The sequence below is a fragment of the Alteromonas sp. R7 genome, from assembly GCF_055755235.1.
On the sequence record NZ_JBVTQX010000004.1, the window covers coordinates 1 to 16,961 of the forward strand.

The 16,961-nt window shown below is 43.7% G+C and carries 14 protein-coding genes; 8 read left to right on the forward strand and 6 right to left on the reverse strand.

The window, feature by feature from the left end; all coding sequences use genetic code 11:
- Positions 1 to 167: 167 nt before the first annotated feature.
- The 3 genes from AC0J2X_RS07705 to AC0J2X_RS07715 form a co-directional block, all read right to left on the reverse strand.
- On the reverse strand, positions 168 to 623 hold the full coding sequence (locus AC0J2X_RS07705; protein WP_014949372.1) for a hemerythrin domain-containing protein: 456 nt from the start codon (positions 621 to 623) through the stop codon (positions 168 to 170).
- A gap of 229 nt (positions 624 to 852) precedes the next feature.
- Positions 853 to 2,208, reverse strand: coding sequence for an NADP-specific glutamate dehydrogenase (gdhA, locus tag AC0J2X_RS07710; RefSeq protein WP_061485812.1), 1,356 nt, complete (start codon positions 2,206 to 2,208; stop codon positions 853 to 855).
- A gap of 7 nt (positions 2,209 to 2,215) precedes the next feature.
- On the reverse strand, positions 2,216 to 3,844 hold the full coding sequence (locus AC0J2X_RS07715; RefSeq protein WP_283627167.1) for a diacylglycerol kinase family protein: 1,629 nt from the start codon (positions 3,842 to 3,844) through the stop codon (positions 2,216 to 2,218).
- Positions 3,845 to 3,994: 150 nt separating this feature from the next.
- Here AC0J2X_RS07715 and AC0J2X_RS07720 point away from each other — a divergent pair, with 150 nt between their 5' ends.
- Both AC0J2X_RS07720 and AC0J2X_RS07725 read left to right on the forward strand, forming a co-directional pair.
- Positions 3,995 to 4,525 (forward strand): DUF2878 domain-containing protein, encoded by a 531-nt coding sequence (locus tag AC0J2X_RS07720; RefSeq protein WP_061485814.1) that lies wholly within the window; start codon positions 3,995 to 3,997, stop codon positions 4,523 to 4,525.
- A gap of 20 nt (positions 4,526 to 4,545) precedes the next feature.
- A complete protein-coding gene (locus tag AC0J2X_RS07725) occupies positions 4,546 to 5,250 on the forward strand; it encodes an SDR family NAD(P)-dependent oxidoreductase (RefSeq protein WP_014976474.1) in 705 nt (234 codons plus the stop codon).
- 71 nt (positions 5,251 to 5,321) lie between these two features.
- Here AC0J2X_RS07725 and AC0J2X_RS07730 read toward each other — a convergent pair whose 3' ends face one another.
- Together AC0J2X_RS07730 and AC0J2X_RS07735 are read right to left on the reverse strand one after the other, a co-directional pair.
- A complete protein-coding gene (locus AC0J2X_RS07730) occupies positions 5,322 to 6,152 on the reverse strand; it encodes an HAD family hydrolase (protein WP_061485815.1) in 831 nt (276 codons plus the stop codon).
- Between the two features lie 179 nt (positions 6,153 to 6,331).
- A complete protein-coding gene (locus tag AC0J2X_RS07735; RefSeq protein ID WP_039229403.1) occupies positions 6,332 to 6,922 on the reverse strand; it encodes a hypothetical protein in 591 nt (196 codons plus the stop codon).
- Between the two features lie 583 nt (positions 6,923 to 7,505).
- Between AC0J2X_RS07735 and AC0J2X_RS07740 the strand changes: the two genes are divergently transcribed.
- From AC0J2X_RS07740 to AC0J2X_RS07760, 5 genes are all read left to right on the forward strand, one after another.
- Entirely contained in the window at positions 7,506 to 8,552 is a 1,047-nt protein-coding gene (locus tag AC0J2X_RS07740; protein ID WP_472995927.1) for a DNA topoisomerase IB, read from the forward strand.
- A gap of 367 nt (positions 8,553 to 8,919) precedes the next feature.
- Complete coding sequence (putP, locus tag AC0J2X_RS07745) at positions 8,920 to 10,434, forward strand: sodium/proline symporter PutP (RefSeq protein ID WP_069944276.1); 1,515 nt, start codon at positions 8,920 to 8,922, stop codon at positions 10,432 to 10,434.
- Positions 10,435 to 10,450: 16 nt separating this feature from the next.
- Positions 10,451 to 11,560, forward strand: a complete 1,110-nt coding sequence (gene proB, locus AC0J2X_RS07750) for a glutamate 5-kinase (RefSeq protein WP_049587803.1) — start codon at positions 10,451 to 10,453, stop codon at positions 11,558 to 11,560.
- Positions 11,557 to 12,804, forward strand: a complete 1,248-nt coding sequence (locus tag AC0J2X_RS07755) for a glutamate-5-semialdehyde dehydrogenase (protein ID WP_039229394.1) — start codon at positions 11,557 to 11,559, stop codon at positions 12,802 to 12,804. The genes proB and AC0J2X_RS07755 overlap by 4 nt, the downstream gene beginning before the upstream one ends.
- 130 nt (positions 12,805 to 12,934) lie before the next feature.
- Positions 12,935 to 13,885 (forward strand): mechanosensitive ion channel family protein, encoded by a 951-nt coding sequence (locus AC0J2X_RS07760; RefSeq protein ID WP_069944269.1) that lies wholly within the window; start codon positions 12,935 to 12,937, stop codon positions 13,883 to 13,885.
- 3 nt (positions 13,886 to 13,888) lie between these two features.
- Here the strand turns inward: AC0J2X_RS07760 and AC0J2X_RS07765 are convergent, their stop codons facing one another.
- Positions 13,889 to 14,443: an HNH endonuclease gene (locus AC0J2X_RS07765; RefSeq protein WP_014949384.1), complete on the reverse strand. Its 555-nt coding sequence runs from the start codon at positions 14,441 to 14,443 to the stop codon at positions 13,889 to 13,891.
- Between the two features lie 339 nt (positions 14,444 to 14,782).
- Here AC0J2X_RS07765 and pnp point away from each other — a divergent pair, with 339 nt between their 5' ends.
- Positions 14,783 to 16,894, forward strand: a complete 2,112-nt coding sequence (pnp, locus tag AC0J2X_RS07770; protein ID WP_039229711.1) for a polyribonucleotide nucleotidyltransferase — start codon at positions 14,783 to 14,785, stop codon at positions 16,892 to 16,894.
- Positions 16,895 to 16,961 lie beyond the last annotated feature (67 nt).

Below are 16,961 nucleotides of genomic sequence, written 5' to 3' on the forward strand. Positions count from 1 at the left end.
GTGCGCTTAGGTCTTTGATTACTTGAAGTTGTCATAAAGAAGTCCTCTTTATGTCAACGTATTTTAGGACGGGACATGAAATAAACAAAAGCCAGCTTTAATAGCTGGCTTTTTACGTGATGACGTTTGTCGAATAGGACGATTTCGGCAACGTGACATATTCCATGTTAGGCGGTGAGCTTTTCGTCGTCTAACTCTTGCTTCATCTCTTTTTGATATTCATCTGCAAGTTTTGTTTTTTGGCGGTCATTAAGCACATTGCCTGCAACTTGGAAGAATTCCTGTTCTTCGTCGGCAAGGTGATGTTCCACCTTTTCCTGAAGTGTTTTCAAATGACGCAACCAAGCTGGTGAACTCATATCCGTATCATCGAGCTTTGCGAGTAGCTCATCAATTTCGTGATGCTCTGCAATGCCGTGACGTGTTAAATCTACAGTGGCATCTTTCTCCAGAAGATGAGAATAGAAATGGCGCTCTTCAGCGATGGCATGACTTTCAAGCTGTGTCTTAAGCTCTTGATAATATTCACGGCGCGCAGCAGTGTTTCCGCTTGTTTCAGCTAGAATTTTAAGCAGTAAACGTTGCTTTTCATGGTCTTGACGCAAAGCTTCAAAAATTTTCATGGGTAGTTCCTTATAAATACCTAAAAAATGAATCACACCTGTGGTAATGCTATTTTTATTCCATTAGTGAGATATCTGTCACGCGTTGATTTTTAAAAGAAATTTCAAATGAAGTGACACAGAGTCATTGAATTGGGGAAGGGGACAACGCAAATTTTACAAGTCAGTTTCCGATAAATTCACGGCAGTAAGTCCGTGAATTTACCGAAAGAGGGAGATGGAATATGCGCTATACGCCTTGTGCGACCATGGCGTCAGCGAGTCTACGAAATGCTGCTACATTGGCGCCTTTCATATAATCAACGTAGCTGCTTCCAGCATCGCCTTCAGATTTACCCTCATCAACACAGCGCTGATGAATGCTTTCCATAATTGAATAGAGCTGTTCATCGAGTGCGCTTGCGTTACGTTGATTGAACATGGCGTTCTGGCTCATTTCTAAGCCTGATAGCGCAACGCCGCCAGCGTTAGATGCTTTGCCTGGTACGTATGCAATTTGGGCGTCTAAAAACAAAGCCTGCGCTTCGTTTGTGCACGGCATATTCGCACCTTCTAGTACCATTTGACAGCCGTTATCTAGCAGTGATTTTGCATCTTCTTCAAGTAGTTCGTTTTGCGTAGCGCAAGGCAGTGCTATGTCGCATTTTAAATGCCAAGGCTTTTTATCAGCTATCCACTTGCCCATGTTTTCATCTGCCATGTCAGCAAGGATATTGATGCGGTTTGCATGGTTGTCGATTGCCCATTTAAGCGCGGTATCAGTTAACCCATTCTCATTATGTAAAAGCCCTCGGCTATTAGACAGCGAAATAACTTTTCCGCCTTTCTCTACCGCTTTGAGTGCAGCATGCAACGCTACGTTTCCGGCTCCAGACACTGCAATGGTTTTGCCTTCAATTGGAGTACCTTGATGTCGACATACCGCTTCTAAAAAGTAAATTAAGCCAAAGCCTGTAGCTTCAGTACGCACATAGCTACCACCAAATTCTAAGCCTTTACCGGTTAACACGCCTTCGAACTTATTGTTTAGCCTGCGATATTCGCCATAAAGGTATCCTATTTCTCTCGCGCCGACGTTTATGTCACCTGCAGGTACATCGGTGTTGGCGCCAATATGTCGCTGTAATTCACGCATGAAGGCTTGGCAAAACAACATAATGTCGCGATCAGTACGCCCTTTGGGGTTAAAGTCTGACCCGCCTTTACCTCCACCCATGGGTAAGCCGGTCAGGGCATTTTTGAAACACTGTTCGAAAGCAAGAAACTTAAGCACCGATAAGTTGACGGTAGGATGAAAGCGCAAGCCACCCTTGTAAGGACCCATGGCTGAATTGTGCTGTACACGCCAACCTTGATTGACTTCAATATTGCCATCACTGTTCATCCACGACACGGTAAAATAAATAATGCGTTCAGGCATGCAAATGCGTCTTATAATATCGAACGCTTTGTAGTCTTTGTTTGCATTGTAAATAGGAACAATATCTTCTAATACTTCGTGTACCGCCTGTAGATATTCCGTTTCGTTAGCAAACTTCTCATTAAGAAAGGTATAGATTTCTTCAAAGTTACTTTTCTGAGTCATGTACTGCTTAATCCTTTTCTTCAAAATTGGTGAGAACGTTAAGGCTTCGAGGGCATGTTTTTATCTCAAGCTTTTCGCCTTCGTAGATCTCGCCGTCGACAGCATACGCCGTGGGCTTATCAAATGTTAACGTTATGCTTGATGCGCGTTCGTGCCGTATTGATTCAGATTGCTTCTTTGCTTCAGCTGGACTTAGCACTAGCTCTGCTAACGATGCGAATTGTTTATCAGAGCTGGGCTGAGGTAATAGCCAGGTCAAATCAAGCTTTCCATCGGTGATGTCGGGCGGCTCTGCGCCCTGAGCAAGTGCTGTGGTCATTGGGGCTGCGTTTGCAATAACAAAGCTCGGCGTTTCTAAGGTTTCAGCTGGCTGGTTGTCTTTTGCTACTTTAAACGTCATGTTTTCATTATTTGAAATCGCGTTCCATAGCCCTTTTAGGTAGGCAAACTGGCCGCCTACATTCTTTTCTTCGCGATCAGCGGCCGAAATCATTTTTTCCTCGAAGCCAACTGCTGCCACCAAAAGCATAACGTGGTCGTTACAGGTCGCGGTATCTATGGCTAAGGTGTTGCCCTCTATAATGATGTCGCATGCTGTACTAATAGGCATGACTTTACTAATGTAGCCATGCAACACTTGGCTTAGTGCGTTTGCTGTACCAAAGGGGATAATCCCCATGGTAACGTCGGTGTTGACCAAAGCCGAGGCGACTTCAGTTAACGTTCCATCGCCGCCGCATGCGACAATAATGTGGGCGCCGTCTTGTTTCGCTCTTTCTGCTAGTGCCTTACCATCTACTTCAGGTGTGGTTTCTTTCACGGTCACTTTGAATTTTTCATTTAATCGAGAAAGAACGTCATCTCGGTATTGCTCCCATTTACCGCCCCCAGCAACTGGATTAACGATAAGGGTTAGATTCTTTTGTAGTGAAAGTAGGCCTCCATCTCTGATCTGCTGCAGCGATGCTAATTGACGTTTGTTGAGCCTTGCTGTTTGGCGTATCTGGTTAATTTCACGTAATGCATCATCTACACTCAACGAAGGGTTTTTGGCCAGTAAATAGGCTGCAACTACCAGAACAGAGCGACCTCGTCCAAGCGCACAATGCACAACAACATTTTTCTTTTCAGAAATTTGCTGATTCAACCAATTTATTGCTAAAACAAGTTGTTCAGGAGTGGGGCTGGTATGGTCGAGTACCGGTACGTTTAAATAGCGGTAATCTTCTTGATATGCCGTCCAATCCAGTCCGTCAAATTCAGCGGTTACGTCAAGAATGGCATCAATGTTGTTTTCGTTTAAAAGGCTAACGTGTTTTCCCGACATGCGGCACGCAAGGAATAAGTGCGGCTCGATTTTTTGTAGGGGAGGGACTTTATCCGTTCTGCGTGCGTATTCATTGTAAAGCCAAGAGCCCAGTAAAAAAGGTACAAAAATCCAGCGTATGTAGAATGGTATTGAGCCATCCTCACGTTTGCGAAACAGGCTTGGATAGTTGAGCAAATAGGCGCTGCTTACGGCAATAAGGGAAAATGCAATCCAACCAAATAACACTTTTAATAATATCACTGGCACGGTCAGCGTTAGTGCTAACGCCACTAATGCACCAAGTACGTAATACTTCACCATTTTCACGATTAACACATCCTTTGTAATTGGAAAGAGCAAACAGTCTATGCATCTATACTTACACTGGAGCGTTTTCGTTTACTTTTGTCGCAGTAGGGTTGAACTATCACGTACCGGTAAACGTATGTTTTGGTATTGAAAATATGAGCGTTTCAAATGAAGAATAGTGCAGTACTAAAGGTTGCGAACTTTGTATGGTTCCAAGGAATTTGGTGGCTGGTCATCTTGTTCCAGAATAAAGCAGTAATTCCAGTGTTAGGGTTAATCCTTCTATGGATAGCCATTTCGCCCAAGCGAGTGGCAGATATAAAGCTAATGGGCACGGTATTTTTACTGGGCACGGTGGTTGATGCACTTTTAACCCTAAGCGGGCTCTTCATTTTTAACGAGACTGAAACGCTGGTCAGCTTCTGGCCAATTCCAATTTGGCTAAGTCTTCTATGGGCAGCCTTTGCAGGTACGGTCTATCACAGTTTAACCGCCTTTAATGGTCGAATGGCCGTTGCGGCGGTTGCTGGAGCTATCTTCGCGCCGCTCAGTTATATCGCCGGCGCCAAATTCGGCGCGGTTGAATTGGGCGCAAGCGTTGTGCTTTCTTATATTTTTATCGCTCTAGTGTGGAGTGTAATCTTCCCGCTGTGTTTTTATTTATCCAATCGTTTTGAGGCAAAACAAGCCCAAGCGTAAATGCAAGGAGTGTATTGGCAATGACGAAAAACGTATTAGTTACAGGTGGAAACAGAGGTATAGGTCTAGAAATAGTAAAAGGAATGCTGTCTAAAGGCTATAAAGTGCTAATGGGGTGTCGAGACGAAGAGGCCGGCCTTGAAGCCAAGAAAGATATTGTGGGAGGGGATTTGCATATTATTGAGATGCCTCTTGATAACGAAACAGCCATCGTCGATGCGTTTGTTCGAGCTGAGGCCGTGTATGGCCCTGTTGATATCCTCATAAACAATGCAGGTATCTTAGACGATACGCCATGGAAAGATGTAAATTCTGAGACGTTGGCTAAATCGATGCAAATTAATGTGAACGCCCCGCTTACACTTATCCAGCAAACGTTACCGCAAATGATTGAGCGAGGTTTTGGACGTATTATCAATGTAAGTTCTAGTTACGGTAGCTTCGCCGAGGGACTGAAAGGGCCAATGTGCTATGCGATAACAAAGGCTGCTATTAATGCGCTTACGGTTAAGATGGCAGCGGTAGTTGATGAAGCTGCTGACGGTAAGTCTCTTGATGTAACCGTTAATAGCATGACCCCAGGTTGGGTGCATACCAGAATGGGTGGAAGTGATGCGCCCAAAACACCCGAGGAGGGAGCAGATACGGCTATTTGGTTAGCAACCATGGAAGAGGGCGGCCCCCATGGCCAATTCTTAAAAGATAGAGAGCCTATAGAGTGGTAGCCTTAATTAACTAGCCTAATTCATATAGTTTGAAGGCTACCATTTTCACGATGCTTTTTAATCAGCATCTTCTAAAGTGAGAATCGCTCTCGTAGAAAGCGGGCGATTCCATCTTCATCGTGATGCCCAATGACGGAAGTGGCGGCGTCTTTGATATAAGGTTTAGCGTTAGAAGGTGCATAAGCCTCGTCTGCTAGCTTAAACATACTTAAATCATTATCACTGTCGCCAAACACAATAACGTTGCTTGCATTCAACTGTTGGCGCAAAAGCTCTACCGCACTACCTTTATTCGCAAGATTGTGGTGTACATCCATCCAACGGTACTCGTCTCCTTCGATAGCTGGTCCAGAGTACGCTATCAGTCCTTCGTGCATGTTAAGCTGCTTATACATGTCATAGACTAGTGGTGCATCTCCGATCATACTGATGTTTGTTATATGTGCATTAGCAGGTAGCGACTCAATAGACGCTAGTCGCGCTTTAGTGCGCGAAAAATACTTTTCAATTAAATCGTGTTCCACCTGATGCTTAGGCGACGAATGGTAAATCACGTGCTCGTGATCTGGGCTATCCATATTCACTGTGTTAATGAAAGGCGTAATATTATTATTTACGGCGTGCTCGATAATAAGATTTACTTCACTGGGCGCGAGCAAATTTTCTAGTGTTAGCGCGTTTCCGGCAGGATCCCAAATTGCCACCCCATTATTATAAATGTGAGGGAGTACAAAAGACTGACCTCGTAGCACAAATTGCGCTGAATGCATGGTACGACCCGTCGCTACGGTGAATGCGATGTCTCTCTCACCAAGCAAGCCCAACGTCTCTTTAGTAAACGAGGAGATTTCAGAAGACTTATTTAATAAAGTGCCATCTAAATCAAAAAATATTAAATCCATACAATTGGTGCCTAATCTCTCTTTCAGAATAACGCCGACCAAACGACGAAGGGCAATAAACGTGGAGTTCGTTATATTGCCCTTCGAAAATATTGGAACAGCTAGATTGATAACTCCGCTATGATTACTGTATCACATTCTGCTTTGAAGCAGCGTTCCATATTATGTCGCTAGTCTTGCTACCGAATAGATTCGACCACTTTGTCGGTGTGCTGCTTCAGTAATTGCGAGACTTTAGAAGCAGACTGTGACTTTTTAAGGTTAATTACCAGCGCAACTTTACCATATCTAACCGCGTGTCTTACGGTTTGTATAACCTCATTTCTGTCTGGACGTAAACCGATTAAACCCGCTATGAATAACCCAATGAATATGCCTGGGCTAATTAGTGCTATGTAGGTAAACAAAGGATTTTGTTGAGTAAGCGCCGGGCCAAACTGCGTTAACAAAAATGCCGCCACTAAACCTACAATCAGACCGATTGAACCAAGCAACAGGTGGGACGACCACATGCTTTTGCCAATGGATGCGCTGTTACGTTCAAGTTTTTCACTCATTTTAGGGTCGCCAGCTTCGATAATTTCTACTTGAGATACCTCAACAGATGTTTGGTCTTGAACTATCTCAAGTACTTCCTGCACTTTAAGTTTTGACGGAAATACAGCCGCGACTTGCAAATCACCGGTTGATACAACATGGGCTCTCAAATTCTCATGTTCATTACTGTTTTCGCTTTTTGACTCTACGTTTTTCGAACTTTGAACATTCATCTTTAAATCCTCGACTTCTTACTTGGACTCTCTAAATCAATCCACTTCACTTGCACTTCAAAGGGTATTGCTGTTCGGCTTCACCTAAGTGCATAAGTAACTCGACAACTATTGTTCATACTTATTCAAGTTGCATTCCGACGAAGAAAAGTTGCGGTTTATACTTTAGTAGAAAAAAGAGAGGGTTTGTTTTTATGCTATTGTTATTAATGGTTATTTTCGGAATGTTAAATATGATTTAGTAAGCTGGAAGGCGAAATAAAGAAGGATTTCGAAGCGATATGCTGAGTTTTAGCAAGCGCCGCTACCGGACCAAACAGCCGGTACTGTGATAATTTTACACATAGCGTGAAAATTCGTTATGGCCTTTAAAATCACTGTCTTGCCGTGGAAGCGTCGGCTTGCGGCAAGGTTACTTGCGTGTAGTGATCATTTCTGTACGTTCTTCTGTAGATTCTATTTATAAATTGAGATTTGGTACCGTTGTTTGCAATCTGACTAAGAAAGCACAGCGAGCATCTACGGCCGTAGCAGCACCTTAACAGTCGGTCTTCTTAGCTGGTAAGGAAAGGAGTATCTATAAATGAAACGGATTAAGGGCTATTGCAACGTCTACTCTGATGATAGCCATCTATCAATAAGGCGCATCGCTTGCGGTGATAAACGGTTTTACTATCGCTATGCAAGTGGAAAAAAAGTCACAGGAGAGCGCGTGCTAAAGCGTATCAAAAAGCTTGTCATTCCTCCAAATTGGCGCGACACCTTTATAAGCCGTGACAGTAAAGCCAGCGTTCAAGCCGTCGGCTATGACGAAAAAGGACGTAAACAATATATCTATCACAACAAATGGCACGAGCAGCAGCAAGTAGAAAAATTTGAGCGTTTGGTTGCCTTTGGTAATGCACTTCCTGAGTTCCGTGAGCACTGTCTTTCATTAATTTCACAGCCAACATGGACGCAAGAAAGAGCTTGCGCGCTGGTGTGCCTGTTGCTCGATTACACAGGTGCTAGAGTTGGCAACGCTCAATATAGCAAGGAAAATAACACATATGGGTTAACTACATTGCGGCGCAAGCATGTACAAGCGCAGTGTGACGATAGTGTTGAACTTGCTTACATTGGTAAGCACGGCAAACCAAGAACACTAAAAGTAAACGACCCTGAGCTTGCTTCATTAGTTTGTGACTGTGCGCAACAACAAGGTTACTGTTTATTTCGTTATCAAGATGAGAATAAACAATGGCACGACGTAACGAGCGAAGACGTTAATACGTTTATCCACAACGAACTAAGTGAACAGTTCAGTTGTAAAGACTTTCGAACGTGGGCATCAAGTCGATTTGCACTAACAAACCTGCCCAGTGTGTATGAACAGATAGCAAACTCCAGAACCAAGAAATGGGAGAGTACGTTAAGTAAGTGTGTTGCAGCAGAACTTGGCAATACTCCCACCGTTTGCAGGAAATATTATATTCATCCGAAACTATTTACTGTGAAAAATGACGAAAAGGCGTGTGAGAAGCTAATTAATCGGGTTCGCTCGCTACATAGTGAAGATTGTACGCAACTTACCCATTTACTGCCTGTAGAAAAGCTTCTTTTGGATGTTATTTCGTCTGAGTGCGCGTAACAAAGTATTTTTAATGAAAATGTTTTAGCTGATAGTAAAGTTGCTGTTTTTTGCGACTTTTCAGCTAAAGTTAAATTGTTTCATAAATGACTTAGTGTTTTTAAGTTAATGAATGCTAATGGTAATTTTGAATTTTATTAGCGTAATATGCTGTGAAACATGGTTGGTGCTAATTTAAACATAAGTGCCTGTTAAACGATGTTGTTTAAAAATTGCACTTGAAATTTTCTGTCAGATCCTTATATTGTTAGAGCTCTAATGATTATTGTTCGATTTAATTATTTGCTTTTGAATTTCAATTAGCAAAGGTTAAATGGCGTTTTCATTTACGAGTTTTCGAAGAGCAATAGAGGAAATAACGAACGTTATGCCAATGGAAAGTTACCTATCACTAGCGGTGTATTTTATAGCGATGTTAGGGATAGGGTTGTTTGCTTACCGACAATCTACCAGTGATATTTCTGGTTATATTTTGGGAGGGCGACAAGTTAGCCCTCAAGTAACCGCACTGTCTGCGGGTGCGTCTGACATGTCAGGTTGGATGCTGATGGGCTTACCAGGAGCAATGTACTTAACCGGTTTTGACGCGGTCTACATCGCAATTGGACTGGTTGCTGGTGCGTTAGCTAATTATTTATTAGTAGCACCGAAGCTTCGCGTTTATACCGAAGTAGCGAACGACTCGCTTACTGTGCCTGAGTTTTTTGCCAAGCGTTTTAATACGCCTAACTCAAGCTTACGCATTGTTTCAGCGGTGATAATCGTGCTGTTTTTCACGTTGTACACGTCAGCCGGGTTAGTTGCAGGTGGTAAGTTGTTTGAAAGCGCGTTTTCGGTCGATTATCAGTTAGGCCTATTTATTACGCTGGGTGTAGTGGTGTCTTATACGCTACTTGGTGGTTTCTTGGCAGTAAGTCTTACGGACTTTGTACAAGGGTGCATTATGTTCGTGGCGCTGGTACTGGTTCCAATTGTCGCGTTTACCGAATTCGATAGTGTGTCGCAAATGACAAGCGCCGCTTATCAATCTGTACCCAATTTTTCTGAATCGTTAGAAACGTTAACGATTGTAGGGTTGCTATCGAGTTTAGGTTGGGGCTTAGGTTATTTTGGACAGCCGCACATTATTGTTCGCTTTATGGCAATTCGTTCTGTTAATGCCATTGGCACAGCGCGAAATATTGGTATGTCGTGGATGTTAGTGACCATCATTGGTGCACTGGCAACAGGATTCGTAGGCATTGCTTATGCCAATCAGTTTGGTCTTGCTGTCGACGACCCTGAGACGATATTTATTATTTTCTCACAATTGCTGTTCCACCCACTTATCAGTGGATTTTTAATGGCCGCTATTTTAGCCGCTATTATGAGTACAATTTCGTCGCAACTGCTGGTTAGCGCAAGTTCGTTAACCGAAGACATTTACCGCGTAATGGTAAATAAAAAGTCTTCAACCAAGGCGCTGACTGAAAAGCAAACGGTAACAATTGGCCGATATGGTGTAGCAGGTGTAGCTGTGGTTGCATTGTTATTAGCCATGGATGCGTCGAACACAATTTTATCTTTAGTAAGTAATGCTTGGGCAGGTTTTGGTGCAGCATTTGGTCCGTTAGTACTGTTTTGTCTGTATAAAAAGGACCTTACAGCGAAAGCGGCAATGGCGGGCATGATCAGCGGTGCGGTAACCGTGTTGTTCTGGATTTATGCGCCCGTTTTAGCTGACGGTAAAACGTTAAGCAGCGTTATTTATGAAATTATTCCAGGGTTTGCGGTAAGTACGTTAACGCTTTATGTGGTAAGTCGCTTTAGCGAAAACCCATCGTCAAACGTACAAGCAACATTCGCGCAAGCCAGTGAAGAATTAGCAAATCAACAATCTTAAGGTTAAAAAGTTTATTATGAGTCATCCAAATTGGAAACGCGTAGTCATCAAAGTGGGTAGTGCATTGATATCGCCCAACCAACAAGGTTGTAGCAGTCATTACCTTTTGAGCATTGCGCAATTTATCGTGCGATGCAGAGCCAACGGTACACAAGTTGTACTCGTGTCTTCTGGTTCTGTCGCAGCGGGTGCGCACCTGTTTCCAGAGCAAGAAAAGTCAGATATTGCAGTGAAAAAAGCAATGGCAGCAGCGGGTCAAACCGAAATGATTGCCACGTGGGACAGACTGTTTGATTTTCCGTCTGCTCAGATGCTTTTAACGCATGCTGATTTGCGAGACAGAGAGCGTTACGTAAGTATCCGTGAAACGATATTCAGTTTATTGGACAACAATATCCTGCCTATCGTGAACGAAAACGACACCGTTACCACTGACAAATTGAAAGTAGGCGATAACGATAATTTATCGGCCATGGTGGCGTCGGCAGCTGAAGCAGATGCACTTATCATCTGTTCAGACATTGATGGGTTGTACGATAAGAACCCGCATGAACACGACGACGCACAATTGCTTAAATCAGTTAATACCATTGATCAAAGCATTTATGACATGGCTGGCGGTGCGGTAAAAGGCGGTGTAGGAACCGGTGGTATGCGCACTAAAATTGAAGCGGCCGAGAAAGCCGTTTCGCATGGTATAGATACATATATTATTAACGGCTTTACTGAACTGTCGTTTAATATGCTGCTAGCAGGTGAAAACCCAGGCACGCATTTCAAACCTCACGCCACGCCAATGCAAGAGAATGTGCATTGGATGCGCCATACGTCAAACGCGCAGGGCGAGGTGATAGTAGAAGGGGACTTTGACGCCTCTTTAGCTGGCGACGCAGAGCAACTGACAAGTAGCGAAATTATTGACGTGAAAGGTGAGTTCTCGGTAGGCGACACCATTCTAGTACGTAAAGAAGACGGTACTAAACTGGTAAAAGCCAAGTCGAATTACAGTAGCTGTTTATTGAATTTCATTGCGAATCAGGAAAACGAAGAATTCGCCCATGAGTTTGAGGAAAAGACTGGGCCAATTATTTCTGATCAGCACATAGCAAATCTGGAGAAAGAATGAGCATTATTACAGAGTTAGCACAACAGGCAAAAAAAGCTGCACGTACACTGGCTATTTTAAGCGAAAGCCAGAAAAACGCGGTGTTAACTGATATGGCCGCGGCAATTCGTGCAAACAAAAGCAAAATTATTGAAGTAAACGAAAAGGAAGTCGCGCGCGCCAAAGAGAATAACTTAGACGCAGCGATGGTTGACCGCTTAATCCTAAACGATGAGCGTATTGAAGCCATGGCTGAAGGCATCGAAGTTATTGTTGAACTTGACGATCCTGTGGGTAAAGAGCGCGTTATCGGTACACGTCCAAACGGTATTGAGATTAAGAAAATGCGTATACCGCTTGGTGTTGTGTGCATGATATATGAAGCACGACCTAATGTTACTGCCGACGCAGGCGCGCTATGCTTTAAATCGGGTAACGCAGTAATATTACGTGGTGGTAAAGAGGCACTAGATACGAGTTTAGCCATTGCTGAACTTATGCAAGACGTGCTGGAGAAGCACAATTTACCAAAAGCGCTGGTAACGGTAGTTCCGAATCCAGATCGTGCATTAATGCAAGAGCTAATGGAGCAGCGTGATTACATTGACGTAATTATTCCTCGTGGTGGTGAAGGCCTAATCAACTACGTGACTGACAACGCTAAAGTGCCGGTAATTCAGCACTTTAAAGGTGTGTGTCACCTTTACGTAGACAAAGATGCAAATTTAGATAAAGCGATGGCGCTACTTCTAAATGGTAAAACTCAGCGTACTGGCGTGTGTAATGCCCTAGAAGGCTTAGTAGTACACCAAGCCGTTGCGGGTGATTTTCTGCCAAAAGTAGCCGACGCATTCAAAGAAAAGGGTGTTAAGGTTCACGTAAACGAAAAAGGCAGCCAATACTTTGATGGTGCTGACGTTATTTCTGAAGACGCGTATGGTGAAGAGTATCTTGGTCTAGAAATCGCTATCCGTGTAGTTGACGATTTCGAAGCAGCTGTTGACCACATTGCGCAATTTGGTAGTAACCATACTGAAGTTATTTGTACGGAAGATGCTGAAAAAGGCAAGTTATTCCAACGTGCAGTTGATGCAAGTGTAGTAATGGTTAACGCCTCTTCACGTTTTTCTGACGGTAGCCAACTTGGATTGGGTGCAGAAATTGGTATTGCAACCACTAAGCTACATGCTTATGGCCCAATGGGCTTGGAGTCGTTGACTTCAGAGAAATATTTAGTGAATGGTGAAGGCCAAATTCGCGACTAATAAAAAGATGTTTTAACTGGTCGGCATTGTGCCACGAGTTTACATGCTTCATAATTAAAAGCGCTGACATTCGTCGGCGCTTTTTTTCGCCTATTCAAATATTTACCCTCGGAGTACAGACGGAGCTTACATGGAGATTGTGATAGACCCAGCGCAGTTATGGCATCAATTTATAAGTTTTGCCAATGATTATAAACTGCTGACATCTCTAGTACTTTTAATTGTACTGCACTTTATCAAAAAGGGTGTGTTGCGCCTTATCAGGCGCATTAGTTCTCATCGTGGCGAAGACCGCCGAAATCAAATCAATATCCTAGAACAGTTGGGCAATGCTTTTATCATCATTGTGTTAATGATGGTGTGGAGCTCTGAAATCCAAACACTGGCAATCTCCATTGCTGCCTTTATGGTGGCCATTGTGTTGGCAACCCGCGAGTTTATTCAGTGCTTTATGGGATTCATTTACTACCTGGGCGCTCGGCCGTTCAGGGTAGGCGACTGGATCCAAATGAACAACATCATTGGTGAAGTAGTAGAGATGGACTGGGCGAAAACGGCACTTTTAGAAGTAGACCCTGAAAGCTTTAACTACACGGGTAAACACGTGTACGTGCCTAATAGTCAGCTTGTAACTCAAACTGTGCGTAACCTTAACTTCATGCGTCGCTACCGTTTGCATTCATTTGAAATAGTGAACGAGCCTTCTGTTAACGCCTATAGTTTGCTTCCAGCGTTTCATGCCAGGGCACAGGCACATTGTGAATATTTTCGCGATGTAGCAGAGCGCTACAAAGGCTTAATTGAACGTCACTTAGAGCAAGAGTTTATTCGCATCGACCCAGAGGTTGAGATTAAAACCAATGAACTTGCCAAAGTGGTGGTAAAGGTAAGCTTGTTTTGCCCTACAGCCGAAGCTCACGAGTTAGAGCACAAAATGTGCTCAGATTGGTTAAGTCTGTGGTTCAAAGCGCAAAAAGAAGAGCAGCGCCAGCTTCATGCACAGCAGAGCGATTCCTCTTCAGTGCAAAACCAAGCTAAAGCAATGCCCGAAGCACAGATAACTACTAGCGGAGCGCTATAGCGTTTATTCTAAGCACGTCCATTCTCTGTGGCTGGTGAAGTGGCCTTGTAAAAAGGCCATTTGGTCAGCCAAAATTCGCCTGTTCATTAAATAAAAGCGCTCGTACACATTTGGCCTAAACGGAACCGCGAGTAGGGGCATGTTGGCTTCTTCTGGCGTTTTAGCACCTTTCGCGTGATTGCATCGCTGGCAAGCCGTGGCAACGTTCGTCCAACTGTCTTTTCCGCCGCGAGAGCGGGGGATAATGTGGTCTCGGGTAAGCTGCTTTGGCGTAAACTTATTGCCGCAGTACATACACAGGTAGCTATCGCGCCTAAACAAATAGCGATTAGTAAGGGCAACTTTGCCAGATAAATCTGTTACCTTGCCGTCGCACGCGATAATACTAGACAGGGTAAGCTGACTTTGCAGCCCTTCGTGATTCCAGCCTCCCTTAAGCGTAATAGCATCGCTACCTAGCTCAAATAGCACCTTATCTTGACTGTAAAGCTTTGCGGCTTGTTCAACATCTATCCACTCTTGTGGCATGCCTGCTTTATTAAGTCGAAGTACCAACATGGTTATCTCCTTTAGCACACTAATATTAGACGTTCTTGTTGTGGTTAATCACTTCTGCGCATTGGTCGCACGTGATGTTTATTTAAGTTCTTACTTTGTTCGCTTTTTGTTCTAGCATACGCTGTTTTGTGTCAGTATGATGAAAATATAGTCAATAATTGAAATTTCACAGATATTTCATATAGTCATGGTGCTATAGGTGGTAGCGGTTAATGACCAAATAACACGACAAATTCCGCGCGGGGCTGCATTTGACCATGGTATTAACGCTACTTCATGGCTATACTATGCGCCGCGTTTAAAAGCGATAAAATAAAGATTGAAATTAAAGGACAAATAGTGACTCCTATTACTAAATCATTTCAGTATGGACAGCATACTGTAACTCTAGAGACGGGTGTAATTGCTCGTCAGGCAACAGCTGCGGTTCTTGCGAGCATGGACGATACGTCTGTACTGGTAACAGTAGTTGGTAAAAAAGAAGCCAAAGCAGATCAAGACTTCTTCCCACTTACTGTTAACTACCAAGAAAAAGCGTACGCTGCGGGTAAAATCCCTGGTGGTTTCTTCAAGCGTGAAGGTCGTCCATCTGAAGGTGAAACACTGATTGCACGTCTTATCGACCGTCCAATCCGTCCATTATTCCCAGAAGGTTTCAAAAACGAAGTACAAGTTGTTGTAACTGTAATGTCTGCTAACCCAGATATCCCTACAGACATCATCTCTATGATTGGTACTTCAGCAGCCCTTGCTATCTCTGGTATTCCTTTCAACGGCCCAATCGGTGCGGCTCGTGTTGGTTTTAGCAACGGTGAATACATTCTAAATACACGCGCAGAAGAGCAAGCTGAAAGCGAGCTTGACCTTGTTGTTGCGGGTACTGAAGGCGCAGTACTTATGGTTGAATCAGAAGCAAGCGTGCTTTCTGAAGATACCATGCTAGGTGCGGTTATGTTCGGTCACGAACAAATGCAAACTGTAGTTAACGCGGTTAACGAATTTGCTGCTGAAGTTGGCACTGAGAAGTGGGACTGGGCACCAGAAGCAGAAAACACTGCGCTTAAAGACAAAGTTAAAGCATTAGCTGAAGCAGAAATGACTGCGGCTTACCAGATTTCTGACAAGTTAGAGCGTAAAGACGCAGTAACTGCAGCAACTGAAAAAGCACTAGAAGCTATCCTTGCTGAAGACGAAGAACAAGATAAGAAAGAAGTACTAGACCTTCTTCATGATCTTGAGTCTGACGTTGTACGTTCACGCATTCTATCTGGTGCGCCGCGTATTGATGGTCGTGACCCAGCAATGATCCGTGCACTAGACGTAGCGACAGGTATTCTTCCTCGTACTCACGGTTCTGCACTATTTACTCGTGGTGAAACGCAGGCACTTGTAGCTGCTACGCTTGGTACAGAGCGTGACGCACAGATGATTGACGAGCTTCAAGGTAAGCGCGACAGCCGTTTCATGCTTCACTACAACTTCCCTCCATACTGTGTTGGTGAAACAGGTATGATTGGTTCGCCTAAGCGTCGTGAAATTGGTCACGGTCGTCTAGCGAAGCGTGGTATTCAAGCAGTAATGCCAAGTGAAGAAGAATTCCCGTACGTAGTACGTGTGGTTTCTGAAATCACAGAATCAAACGGCTCATCTTCAATGGCGTCGGTATGTGGTACTTCACTAGCGCTTATGGATGCAGGTGTTCCAATTAAAGCGTCTGTTGCGGGTATCGCAATGGGTCTTGTTAAGAGTGACGACAACTTTGTTGTACTTTCAGACATCCTTGGTGACGAAGACCACCTTGGCGACATGGACTTTAAAGTAGCGGGTACTACCGAAGGTATTACTGCACTTCAAATGGACATTAAGATTGAAGGTATTACTAAAGAAATTATGCAAATCGCGCTTAAACAAGCAAAAGAAGCACGTTTGCACATTCTTAACGTAATGGACGAAGCGATTGGCGGTCACCGTGAAGAGCTAAGTGAATTTGCTCCACGCATTTACACAATGAAGATTGACCAAGACAAAATTCGTGACGTTATCGGTAAAGGCGGTGCAATGATCCGTCAAATTACTGAAGAGTCTGACACTAACATCGAGATTGAAGACGACGGTACTATCAAAATCTTCGCGACAGAGCGTGCGAAAGCAGACATCGCTATTAGCAAGATTGAGCAAGTAACGGCTGAAATTGAAGTTGGTAAGACTTACAACGGTAAAATTACACGTATTGTAGACTTCGGTGCGTTTGTAGAAGTACTGCCAGGTAAAGAAGGTCTTGTTCACATTTCACAAATCGCTCACGAGCGTGTGAACAAAGTAACTGACTACCTAGAAGAAGGCCAAATGGTTGACGTTAAGGTTATGGAAATCGATCGCCAGAACCGTGTACGCCTAAGCATTAAAGAGCTTCTAGAAAAACCTGCGCCTAAGTCTGACGACGCAGAGTAATGCCAATTAGGTTTTAAACCTAGTTAGCTGTATATAAGTAAAAAGGGAGCTTGGCTCCCTTTTTTCG